General features: G+C 48.5%; 9 protein-coding genes. 5 read left to right on the top strand and 4 right to left on the bottom strand.

The annotated features are described in order from the left end of the window. Window positions 1-16 precede the first annotated feature (16 nt). Window positions 17-1336 carry a phytoene desaturase family protein gene (locus tag gpAD87_RS20615; RefSeq protein WP_064641082.1) on the top strand — a complete coding sequence of 440 codons (1320 nt, stop codon included), beginning with the start codon at window positions 17-19 and terminating at the stop codon, window positions 1334-1336. After that, window positions 1326-2237 carry an RNA polymerase sigma factor SigJ gene (gene sigJ, locus gpAD87_RS20610; RefSeq protein ID WP_064640291.1) on the top strand — a complete coding sequence of 304 codons (912 nt, stop codon included), beginning with the start codon at window positions 1326-1328 and terminating at the stop codon, window positions 2235-2237. The genes gpAD87_RS20615 and sigJ overlap by 11 nt, the downstream gene beginning before the upstream one ends. Window positions 2238-2257: 20 nt before the next feature. On the opposite strand, the gene gpAD87_RS20605 is transcribed toward sigJ, so the two are convergent. Continuing rightward, the gene (locus gpAD87_RS20605; RefSeq protein WP_064640289.1) at window positions 2258-2941 is read right to left on the bottom strand and encodes a hypothetical protein; all 684 of its coding nucleotides are present in this window, start codon (window positions 2939-2941) and stop codon (window positions 2258-2260) included. 492 nt (window positions 2942-3433) lie between these two features. On the opposite strand from gpAD87_RS20605, the gene gpAD87_RS20600 reads away from it, so the two are divergent. Then, entirely contained in the window at window positions 3434-4351 is a 918-nt protein-coding gene (locus gpAD87_RS20600; RefSeq protein ID WP_064640288.1) for a PD-(D/E)XK nuclease family protein, read from the top strand. Between the two features lie 151 nt (window positions 4352-4502). On the opposite strand, the gene ald is transcribed toward gpAD87_RS20600, so the two are convergent. Then, window positions 4503-5636 (bottom strand): alanine dehydrogenase, encoded by a 1134-nt coding sequence (gene ald / locus gpAD87_RS20595; protein ID WP_063567665.1) that lies wholly within the window; start codon window positions 5634-5636, stop codon window positions 4503-4505. 190 nt (window positions 5637-5826) lie between these two features. On the opposite strand from ald, the gene gpAD87_RS20590 reads away from it, so the two are divergent. Then, window positions 5827-7497 (top strand): PucR family transcriptional regulator, encoded by a 1671-nt coding sequence (locus gpAD87_RS20590; RefSeq protein ID WP_064640286.1) that lies wholly within the window; start codon window positions 5827-5829, stop codon window positions 7495-7497. A gap of 54 nt (window positions 7498-7551) precedes the next feature. Here gpAD87_RS20590 and gpAD87_RS31905 read toward each other — a convergent pair whose 3' ends face one another. Further along, a complete protein-coding gene (locus tag gpAD87_RS31905) occupies window positions 7552-7836 on the bottom strand; it encodes a hypothetical protein (RefSeq protein ID WP_143021552.1) in 285 nt (94 codons plus the stop codon). 344 nt (window positions 7837-8180) lie between these two features. On the opposite strand from gpAD87_RS31905, the gene gpAD87_RS20585 reads away from it, so the two are divergent. Beyond that, on the top strand, window positions 8181-10250 hold the full coding sequence (locus gpAD87_RS20585) for an ATP-binding protein (RefSeq protein ID WP_064640285.1): 2070 nt from the start codon (window positions 8181-8183) through the stop codon (window positions 10248-10250). A gap of 192 nt (window positions 10251-10442) precedes the next feature. Here gpAD87_RS20585 and gpAD87_RS20580 read toward each other — a convergent pair whose 3' ends face one another. After that, on the bottom strand, window positions 10443-12392 hold the full coding sequence (locus gpAD87_RS20580; RefSeq protein ID WP_231952690.1) for an AraC family transcriptional regulator: 1950 nt from the start codon (window positions 12390-12392) through the stop codon (window positions 10443-10445). Window positions 12393-12447: the final 55 nt, after the last annotated feature.

Raw genomic sequence — 12447 nt, 5'->3', positions numbered from 1 at the left:
GAGGGGATTGATGTACATGACAGAGCATCATAATGAGCAAGTATGGGATGTTGTCATCATTGGAGCAGGCATTGCCGGATTAACCTCCTCGATTTATCTGGCCCGTGCAGGAAAGACTGTGCTGTTGCTCGACAAAGGGGTACAGCTCGGAGGACGCGCTATTTCAAATGAGATCGCAGGAGCACGCGTAAACCTGGGGGCTCATGCTCTCAGTAAAGCGGCGTTACCCATTCTTCATGAGGTAGGCGTCACACCTATCGGATCAGTACCGAAACCGCCAGATACATTGGTGTTTGAAGGAACAAACGGCGGGAAAAAGACAATTTCCCTAGCACAGCTCTTGCTTGGATCGTTTTTGAAATGGAGAGAGAAGTGCCAGCTCATTCGGTTCTACAGTTCTCTCCGAAAGGTAGATACATCCGTTTTGCATAACGTTAGTTTGCAGACTTACCTGGAAACCCTGATATCGAGTCCCCGTATACGTAGTGTCGTGTTTGCGCTCGTTCGTTTGAGCACCTATTGCGATGCTCCTGATCAGGTAAGTGCTGGCGCCGTCATTGAACAACTCAAACAGGACCAAGTATTGTATATAGATGGAGGCTGGCAATTCCTCGTTAGTCGGCTCACAGAACAAGCTCAGCAGGCAGGTGTATCCATCCGCACGAGCTCGGTCGTGCGAGAAATTGCCGGGAGTTATCCCCAAATGATGGTTTCCTTAAAAGGTGGTTTACAGTTGACGACTCGTCACGTCTTATCGACGGCAGGCCCGTTGGATACCTTAGCTCTGCTTAATCCTGCTCTTTCACCCATTGAAGCCAAACTGTATCACAAGCTAACTCCTGTTCGCGCCGCGTGTCTGGATCTGGTCGTATCCGGGATGCCTCAACCGAAAACGAAATTTGTTTTAGGCGTAGATCATCCTTGGTACTACTCGAACCATTCCGCCGTGGCCTCTTTATCAGAGAACCCGGCACATGAGGTTGTGCATGTGATGAAGTATTTGTCGGAATCATCAAAATCGGATCCAAGGCAGGATGAAGACGAACTAAAGGGCTTTCTCGATTTGATTCAGCCGGGGTGGCGCGAGCATATCATTAAACAGCGTTTCCTTCCACGAATGCTTGTCTCGCATGGCAGTGTCACAGCCGAGAACGGAGGCTTCTCGGGTAGACCTGGATCTGAGATCACAGGAAGACCGGGGCTCTATGTTGCTGGCGATTGGGTAGGGAACGAGGGGATGTTAATTAATGCCTCTCTGGTGAGCGCAAAACGGGCTGCTCAAACGATAATAGAAAGTAGAGGAAAAGATAAGGAAGGAATACATTATGGAGATTGAATTGGTATACAGGACGTACAGACCCCTTCTTCTTTCTATCGCATATCGTATGCTGGGATCTGTCATTCATGCTGAGGATGTGGTTCAGGACGCATTTTTAACAGTACAGCAGCAGGGTATTCATAAAGAGAGTAGCTCTGTTCGGAACCTGAAAGCATACTTATGCAAAATGGTGACTAACCGTTGTCTCGATTACTTGAAATCAACACGTAAAAAAAGGGAACTATACGTCGGGACATGGCTGCCGGAACCTCTGGTGCAAAATCATAAGGACGCTCGAGAATCCGTTTCAGCGGTGGAACATGATCCACTTCAAACAATTGAACTGGAAGATACGATTTCGTACGCCTTCCTGGTCATGCTCGATCGGCTAACCCCAATTGAGCGCGCGGTATTTATTCTGCGAGAAGCTTTTGAATTTGATTATGGTGATATAGCAGACTTCTTGAACAAGACGGAGGTCGGATGCCGGAAAATATACAGTCGTCTTAAACGTAAAATCCAGGACGAGCCGGAAGTCGAGTTGACTCCCAGCGTTCAGTCCGAGCAACTTGCACTTCGTTTCCTCCAAGCCACGTCGAGTGGAGATATGGAAGGACTCTTAAAAATGCTTTCGCACGATGTCGCCTTGTACAGTGATGGTGGTGGTAAAGTTGTAGCAGCAATTAAGCCAGTTACATCAAGCCAGCGGGTGCTGGCGTTCATTCAAGGGCTCTTATCCAAAGGGGACAGCGCTGGTATTGTACGTCTCGTCAAGGTCAATGGACAATTAGGATTTGTATTAAGCAGCCCCTCTGAGGCATTCCCGACTGTGGTCAGCCTAGCTTTTAGAAATGATTGTATTGAGCGGATCTATATCTTGCGTAATCCAGATAAGCTGCAACATTTGAATTTAGGTTAAAGTGAAGTGAATTTGGATACTCATTTCATAAATCTGGAGAACAGACGATTGGCCTTCTTGGAGAGGTCGTCCAATTTGATATTGGCCTGATCCAGTTGATTGTATCCCCATTTGATCGTTTGCAGCATGCGTGGGGAGATGGGCGTACCTTTGATCCGTGGATAAATGTTGTAATAGGCCCAGACGAGATGCTCCCAGCGATTATCGTTGCCGTCCTGAATATACTCCGAGACGTCGATGACTTTTCCGCGTCCATTCTGGAGAATTACATTTTTCAGGTGAATGTCCCGTGGATTCAGGCCACGGCTGCGTACTGCCTCACGAGCTTCGTCCACATCGAGCATGACCTGCTCGGGGACCGGGATTCCTTTTTCCAGACATTCGAGCAAGGTATCTCCCGCTTCAAAACTGATCACAAGAACATTCCGGCCGCTGCCGTAATAGGTAGGGAAGTAGGGCAGGCCTTTGAGCTGCTCATATACCTGTTTTTCATTTTCAAGTTTGTCCAGGGCATGATCTGAGTACATCTTGAAGGCATACTGTGGCAAGCCGTCATACGTAAATACCGCCGCATCCGTTCCTGTACCAATACAATTCAGTCCTTCTACATGGCCAATGATGTTTACGAGCTCATTCCGGTCGCTTCCGATGACTTGGATTTGTTGTAATGCTTCTTCCGCCTGGAACCAATCCGGTCGATTCATGGGTGGTGCCTCCTTTTAGGATATGCCTGTACAATATTTTTTCATATAAGATCAACTCATGAGTTTTACACTCGGCCGCTCCGCGTCCAGAATAATCTTTCAATCGCTGTTACCCCCAGATTTCTCTGATTCTCTTTCTAAAAGGTGAAATCCGGTGATAAGCGTATGCTTCCGATGTAGCTTTCTTTCAGAAAGCTTTCAGGCGAACGCTTCGCTTTTTCAGATTTTTTCTGCCCTCTCCGTTTTAGTGTAAATCTATGGTTGATCTTATATCAAAGCAAAATCCTGTACTCTTTTAGTATAGTATGTGTTCTGCGTTGTAATTTCATCTTTTGGTGATGTTACTATATAAACGTTACGCATTGAATCGGAAACGGTTGCGGATAGAAGAAAATTACGGAAGGGTGCTTGCGGCGTTTTTGCCCTTTCCTATATACTGTGAGCATTAAGGGATCTCATGCAGATCCGGCATACAGAAAGGCAGAATATCTTATGGCACAATACCCGCAGTGGTCTTATTCGCAGTCGCGGGCGAGTATGTTCGATGAGTGCCTGCGCAAATATTATTATCATTATTATGGAGCCCATAACGGCTGGAAGGCAGAGTCAGCTGATGAGATGCAGGTACGTCTGTATCGATTGAAGCAGCTCAGTAATCTTTACCTCGTATTCGGTGACCTCGCGCATCGGATGTGTGAATCGGCGGTTCGCAGCAGGGAAGAAGGCAAGGATAAACCGCGTGAACACTTTCTGGAACTGACGATGCGCAAGCTGCTGAATCAGGCGTATTTGGAATCCATGGATCAGGATCAGTGGCGGCTCGACCCCAAGAACCGGGTGATGTTGTCTGAGATGTATTACGGGGATGATACGTTGAATGACCGGATTGCAACGATTAAAGAACGAGCCTCGGCCTGTGTTGGCAATTTGTATCAGACACTTACGTGGGAGGACCTGTCCCGTGCAAGTACGGATATTTTGGAGATTGAGAAATGGGATACGATGATGCTGCACGATACGCGTGTGTATGTGAAGATGGACTTGTTATATCGTCGCAGCAACGGCAACATCGTCATTGTGGACTGGAAAACGGGCAAGGAGGATGACTTCTCGGATCAGTTGATGCTGTACGCATCCTATGTGAGGGAACATTACCGGGTTCCGCTGGAGCAGATTGAGCTGCGGGTGGAGTACCTGTTAACCGGGACACACCGAGAGTTTACGGCAACGGAAGAGGATATCCTGAAGGTGGAGGAGAACGTGGGGCGGTATATTGCGGAGATGCGCTCCTGTGTGGATGATGAGTATTACAACCGTCCCAAGGACGTTTCGTATTTCACGCCAATGCCTTCACGACGTGCTTGCCGGGACTGTAATTTCCGTGAGGTATGCAGCGAACGTGTAGTATAGAGCGCCACCCGAAGCATCTTCAGATCTCATTCCTATTTCATGTAAAAATAAAACAAGAAGCGCCAGCCTGGACAGGATCTGCCCGGACTGGCGCTTCTATTACGTTCCACAGGCCGGCGACAAGGCGCCAGGTGGAACGGTCATATCAAGATTACTGGACCGCGGCGGTATTCTCCAGCGCCTGTCCTGCGGGAACATAGGCATGCCCGAGATCCCGGGCAACCGCCTCATACGTGATATGTCCATTCAGCACGTTTATCGCGCTGCGAATGGACGAACTGCCGCGAATCGCGGCGGCTGCACCGTGGTTCGCCAGCTGCAGCGCATAAGGCATGGTGGCGTTGGTCAGCGCCACCGTAGACGTGCGCGGCACCGCGCCCGGCATGTTCGCTACCGCGTAATGCACAACACCATGCTTCACATAGGTCGGTTCATCGTGAGTCGTGATATGATCAATGGTCTCCACAATTCCGCCCTGATCAATCGCCACATCGACAATGACCGAACCGGGTGCCATGGTGGTGACCATTTGCTCGCTGACTAGGGTTGGCGCTTTGGCGCCTGGAATCAGCACTGCACAGATTAGCAGGTCGGCAGCCGCAACAGCCGACGCAATATTGGATGGACTCGATACCAGCGTATGAATCTGATTGCCAAAAATATCATCCAGCTGGCGCAGACGATTCAGATTCAAATCGAGGATGGTCACATCCGCACCCAGACCGATCGCGATTTTGGCAGCATTCGTGCCCACCGTGCCGCCCCCAATAACGACGACCTTGCCACGGCTTACGCCGGGTACGCCGGATAACAGAATGCCTTTGCCACCTTCCGTTTTCTCCAGCAGCTGCGCTCCAATCTGAGCCGACATCCGTCCGGCAACTTCACTCATCGGTGTGAGCAGAGGCAGCGTACCGTTAACTTCCAGTGTCTCGTACGCAATGGCAGTTACCCGGCTTTCAATCAGTGCCTTTGCCAGTGCAGGTTCCGCTGCGAGGTGCAAGTAGGTGAAGAGAATCAAGCCAGGACGAAAATAGGCGTATTCGCTGGCAAGGGGCTCTTTGACCTTGATGATCATATCTGCCTCAGCCCACACAGTTGAAGCTGTATCCCGAAGCTCCGCTCCAGCCGATTGATATTCGTTGTCTGTGAATCCACTGCCCAATCCTGCGCCACGTTCGATCATGACCTGATGTCCGGCTCTGACAAAATCAGCAGCTCCAGCTGGGGTCATTGCTACACGGTTTTCATTGTTTTTGATTTCTTTCGGAATTCCGATTCTCATCGCCATGCACCTCGTCCATTTAATGGTTGTTAGCTTATACTACAAGTTTATGACCTGGATCATCGTTTTGCACCTTACCTCATGTCTATGTTTTGAAGAATTGATTCAACATAATGTCGAGAAAAGACTATTCAGGACATTTGCCCATCGCTTATAATGTAAGAAAAAATGACACTATGAGGGATCGATATTGAGAAATGACCGCGTGTTTACGATAAAGGATATTCTGGCTCGCCCCGTCTTTGCCAAAGCCCGGCTTGCTGCGGGGAAAGAAGGAACATTACGTCAGGTTGGATGGGTTCATGTGTTGGAGATTACCAATGTTTCTCCATTTGTAAGTCCCCATGATCTTATTTTATCCACTGGACTATGGCTTCAATCGGAAGAAGGGCGCGAAGAATATCTGCTCCAGTTAATCCGGAGCGAAGCGGCGGGGCTCTGCGTGGAATTTGGTACGAGCATTCATGGCATTCCCGAAGAATTGATTGAACTGGCTGACAGGCATCAATTCCCACTTATCGTGTTTGAGCAACCGGTACGTTTTGTTGAGATCACGCAAGATATTCACGCTTTGCTTATTAATCATCAACACCAACTGCTTAAGAGTCTGGAAACCTATTCCCGTCAGCTTCAGCAGCGAACATTACAGAGTACAGACATGCCGGCTGTACTTCATCTTCTGCATGAATACGCGGCCAAACCGGTTGTGTATATCTCGTCCATGGAACCGGGCAGTTTTGTGCCGGAACTACCCACCGAGACACAGCAAGCGATCTACACATGGTACGAACAGGAGGTTGAGCATCTGGATCTCAATGATTCAGACACGGAGTTATGGTTCCATCTGGATGAGGAACAGGTGTTACTGTGTCACCCGGTCGTATGTTTTGGTCAGGTTTTTTCCGCGGTAGGCATGGTTGTACATCCTTCAGCACCCGTTGAGTATCTTAAGCTGTTGCTCGATTATACAGCAAAGGCTGCGGCGGCACTGACTCTGCGCTCCCAGTTTTTGGAGGAGAAGATGGTACGCAACCAGAATGAACTGATCCAGGATCTGATGAACGGTAACATTCTTCATGAAGAGCAGGCGCAGACCCGAATGGGGCTCCGTCTGCTGGTAAAGGGACAGTACTGGTTTGCCGGCGGGGTTATTGAGATGGAGCACCGTCTGAAAGGCATCGGCCGTGAGCGAATGGAAACCAACCATCAGGATATTCTGGTTCTGCTGCGTTCGTTACTCAAAAAGAACAATCTGGCCAGCCTCATCATGCTGAAAAATAATCAGGTATATGTATGCTGTGCCAAGGAAGAGAGCAAGACATCCACACGAAATCAACTGGTAAAGTCACTTGAAGGCACTATTGTTGATGTGAAGAGATTTGCGAGTCGCAACCTGAAGCAGGTTACGATCCATGCCGGATTTGGCAAGGTGCGTAACCGTTTAACAGGATTGCCAGACAGTCTGCGGGAAGCGTATCAGGTCATCGAAGTTTCACGATCCGTAGATCGGCTAGAACATATTCATTTTTACGAACGTATGGGTATATATCAAATGTTAAAAGCATTGCCTCAATCGTTTCTGCAGCCTTTTGTGAATGACCATCTGGGTGTTCTGATTGAATATGATCGGACACATCATCTAAGGCTGGTGGAGACCTTGGATGCCTTTCTGCAAAACTTCGGTTCCAAGCGGGATGCAGCTGCTCAATTGTTCATACATCGGCAAACTCTGTACAATAGATTGGAGAAGTTAGAAGAATTAATGGGACCTGATTTTATGGATCAGGAAAGAAGAATCTGCCTGGAGATGGCGCTGCTTGCTCATGCCATGATCGAGGAGGAACATGATTTTTCGTCTTGATGGATCAGGCTGGAAGACAGTCTAGACTGTGCACTATTGAAAAACATGCACAGTCTAGCAATTTTTACTGATGCGACGAGTTTGTCGTAATGCTCTCGGTAATACAGGGTTGCCAGAATCCGGACGGCGGCCGCGAAACAGTCTCGGTTGGCCAGAGGAAGGTGCAAGGGATAATGAGGTGGGAGCAGCCAAGCGATATGGTGAAGAGCTGCGCTCCGGAAGAGTTCCCGTCTCCATTTTTTTGGATGTAACATTGGTTTGACGCAACCATTCATCAAGTCGTTCACGGTTGATTCCTAGTTGTCCGCTCAGATTACAGATATCGAGGTTTTTTCTCACACAAATCCGCCTTTCCTGGAATATCGGGCTGTATAGGTTCTGAAAGGGAAGCATGAAGTTTGAAAATAGTAGCTGCTTATGGACTTCAGCGTTCTGAATCACATCAAATGCCCACTTGATTGGTGTGCTCGATTAGCGGAATGGCGAATATGTTGAACATCCTCATGAAAGATGTATGTACCCAGTGTTAAACGTTTGCATACAGCTGTTTTGTATATTTTACTATAATTTGGCTTTTATCTAGATTTTATCACTTCACATGTAACTGTGCGTCTCAATATAGTCTCAACTTGTGAGAAAATACGGTTAAGGGAAAGTACCAGTATCTAGTACGGAGGACACAGATGGAAAACAGTAGTGAGATTCAATACGACAGCCATTATGGTCATGGAAAACGTTTTGTGGGTCGAGCCAAGGAACTGATGCTGTTGGACCGATGGCTCAGCAATCCGGAAGCACCTTTAACCATTTTTTCAGTTACGGGCATGGGGGGGATCGGTAAATCATCCTTGCTGTCCGAGATGTTGTCCATTGCTCGAAACCAGGGGGCAACTGCCATATGGATGGATGGCAGATCCTGCGGCTCTACACCGTCGGTTTTTTTGGAGTATCTCTCCTCTACATTGGGACTTGAGACAATGGGGAGTGATGGTAACAAGCGGCCATTAAGCCTGCTGAGTGAAACTTCAGTTCAGAGGCGGCTGGTCCTTGCTGTGGATAATTATGAGGAGCTGGCTCTTCTGGAGAGTTGGTTTATGGAAGTCTTCGTATCCAAGCTCCCGTTATATGGAGTACTTATTATTCTGGCCTCACGACCGGAGCCGGCTTCAGCATGGCGGACACATCCAAGGTTGCGGCAGCGCCTCGTGCAGATGCCTCTTCAACATTTTACGGGTGAAGAAGTGTCCGAATACATTGCATTGGCGGGATCATTGAACAGGAGCATAGCGGGGACGATTGCGCGTATGACGGATGGACATCCGCTCGGGTTAGCGCTTGCTGTAGAGGCTGCGGATCAGCGCAGGAATATTCCCATCTCCGATTGGACCGAAGTATCACAAATGATTAGTGCCAGGCTGCTGCTTGAATTGACGCTTCCCCGCCTGCACCCAATGGTAGAGGTATTAACGCTGCTGGAAACGGCGAATCAGGAATTGTTGGCATCCGTGCTGCAAACAGAGGTGACGCTTGAGGAATATAACGTCTTGAGACGTATGTCGTTCATCCGTTCCGGTCCTAATGGTCTGGCGCTGCATGATATGGCCAGATTACATTTGCTTCGGGATTTTCGCCAACGTGAACCACAGCGTTTGCAAGCCATGCGTGTGCGAATAGCGGGGCTGCTGAAGCCGCTCCATGAACAAGCGGGTCCACATGAGAGACGCCAGATTACGAGGAAAATGCTCCTTTTGTGTCAGGAATCCATGCTCCAGCATCGGAAGTACGCTGATGTGTCGGCGGATTCACTGTTTTCTCCGATGGAGGTGATGCGATCGGAGGACTTGCCAGCGTTGCAAAAATTACTCCAACAGTGGTGTGAGTATAGTGTGGAGCCTTGGCAGGCGCCGTCTTATCCTGCTTTTTTAGACGAACTTGCACAGCGTTATCCTGAGGGGATTGTACTGATGCGAGACAAGGAGGGCGATCCGATCGCGATGTTCATTACGGTACTCGTGCACCGGGAGAGCAGCGGGATGTTGTGCAACTATTTTCCAGCCGAAATGCAGGAATGTTTCACACCAGAAGAGCTGGATTGTGATCCGGACCAGACGGATACTCACTTTGCGGTACTCGCTGCAGCAAGGGATGATGTGCCAGGTTACAAACGTGAAGAACTTGTGGGTTATATGTCGCTGGATCGGCTGTCACTACTGGGAGAAGGGGCCAGGGTCATATTGGTCGCAACCAATCCGTATCTGAAGCTGTTTTTGCAGAACATTGGTTTTCGGAGTAAAAGAGCACGTACTCGTTTATGTGACCTGTATGAAGATCAGGCATCTGTGCTGGATCTGGATTTACGTAGCGGGCAATTCGGTGACTGGGTGATGTCCCTTTTGGGTCCGGATACAAAGAGCAGCGGGTTACAACAGGGGACATCTGGCGTGAGTCAGGTTCCCTGGTCCGAACAGGATGTACGCAAAATGCTGACTCATCTGCACTCTCCCGGAGAATTGCATGGGTACGCAGCGCGAGTGAATGGCTTGACGGATGGAATTCAATTACAGACTCATATCCTGGATTTGCTGGAGGGCCGGGTTCATGGTATCTCCCATCAGGATCAGATGCTGTTATACACGGCCTATTGGACACATGCTGGCAATCCAACTGCCGCAGCACAAGCATGCTCGATGAGTCGGGCGACATTCTATCGGCATCTGCGAGCGGCTTTGGTCCGACTGGCAAGAGTGCTATAGGTGATAGAAAGAATAATATGATTTCATTGGAAATTAGCATCATCGGAAATTAATATCATTGGAATAAACCAAAAAACACACAGTAACCGGCCTATCGAGCCAGTCCTGCGTGTTTTTTTGATGGAATCAATCTCAATCAGTAACTACGAGATCCAGAGTTCATAAAGCTGATTGGTTAGTAAAATTGAAGCATTAATGCTTTGTTTCCACTAACCAATCGGCCAGCTCTTCCGTTTGGGTGAGAATGGCAATGGGGTCCCAATACCAGGAGCGGTCGGCACCCCAGATATACACATGATCATTTTTGACGGCTTCCAATCCACCCCAGATGGGGTCGGCCTTTAGATCTTGCATCGTCTGGTTATCAGTCGTCAGAACAATATAATCCCCAGCATATTTAGGCAAAACTTCTATGGAGAGACTAGCCCAGCCTGGATCGGTTAACTCAGCGATTACCTCAACTGGAGGTTTGAAACCAAGCACATTATATATTACAGGTCCGCCTTTGCCATAGTTCGCGCCAACGGTTGAAATATCTTTCCCCATGTATTCGAGAATGGAGAATGTGCTGTCGGCAGGGATAACCTGGAGCACTCGTTCTTTCGCTGCGGCTGTACGGCGGTCATAATCAGCAAGCCATGCCTTTGCTTCCTCTTGTTTACCCAGTAGCTCACCGAAATAGCTGACTTCTTCATGCACGGTTTTGAATGAGGCATAGGGTACGATTACAGTCGGGGCAATTTTAGTTAACTGCTCATTCATTTCAGCATACATATCATCCATTATAATCAAGTCCGGCTCCGTGGCAGCAATCTTCTCCAAGTTACCGTTGCCATCTCCCAGATCCTCCACGTCTTTCAACGCGTCATGCAGGTAGGGGTTTGCAATGTGGTGACTTGATGTTCCGACAGGAGTTACACCCAGAGCAATCAGACTGCCCAGGTATTCACCCGCTACGATTCGTTTGGGCTGCAATGGCACTTCAATATCTCCTGTAACCGTGGATACGGTTTTGGTCTGTGGCTGCTCGGCAGTTGTAGTTCCCGCAGCTTGTCCTTGTTTGGTATTGGTCGGAGTTGTCGCATTCTCTCCTGCTCCCGAGGAGCTGTTACCTGTAGTCTCCGTCCCGCAAGCGCTGATCAACAGCATAAAGCTAAGCAATAATACCGCCGTAATGGGTGGTCTTGATCCTCTGTACATATTCAATTCGTCCTCTCCATCTCCAACTAGTTGATAATCATTATCATCTACAATAGTATAGCTGAGGGGTTTTGGAGGGCCAATGGATAATCTCATGGTTGTGGAAGGACTATCTTCTCGTTGGGTGGCTCTATGTTCTGCTCTGAAATGAGAGGGGGAGACGCCTTTATATTTTTTGAACAACCTGCCCAGATAGTAGGGGTCCTGATAACCAACGCTGGATGCAATCTCTTTTAACGTGGCATCTGTCTCCAGCAGCAATGCTGCCGTCTTATCGATCCGTACTTTAATAAGGTAATCAATCGGGCTGAGTCCGGTCCGGCTTTTAAAATAAGAGGAGAGATGCGGAACGCTGTAATTTAGATTTTCTGATAGTAATTCCAGCGTAATGGCTTCGGTGTATCGAGACTGAATAATCGTGATAATTTGCGCAGCCAGATCGCGTTTCTGAGAACGTGCACCTTGAGTCTGCATCTGATTCAGCACTTCAGTGATGAATTGAAGAAGCAGGGTCTTGGCACGCAAATGTCCGAGCGCTTCGGCTTTGCCCCATTCCTTATACATGTCCGTCAAACAGCGATAGAATATAACGGGTTCCGCAGGAATCAGGCTGTAGGTAATGTGGAAAGGGCGTAGACGTTCAGCAAGTGCTGCAAGTTCGCTATGGGCTGGCACTGAAAGTTTTGCTTTGTAATAAACGCAATAATATTCGAACCCTTCTTGTCCGGCTTCTACGTTCAGAAGGCTTCCTTTACCCGCATGGAATATCTGAAAACGTCTTGTATTATGTGATGTCTCATCGAGTATAATCTGAGCACTTCCCCGGACAGACATGATGAAGACACTGGCTGGCAAGACATAAGATCGCAAATTCTGACCTGCTTGGACTACCACGCGGCGGATATCAAATATGTTGAAGGAAGCATGATTCCACAACATCATGTGATTCTGTATCTCCATGTGCTACAACCAACCTTCTCCATCGAGGCTTAACAAT

This window comes from Paenibacillus sp. AD87 (genome assembly GCF_001659845.1).
GTDB classification, from domain to species: Bacteria; Bacillota; Bacilli; order Paenibacillales; family Paenibacillaceae; genus Paenibacillus; species Paenibacillus marchantiae.
This window is presented reverse-complemented; position numbering and strand designations above follow the sequence as displayed.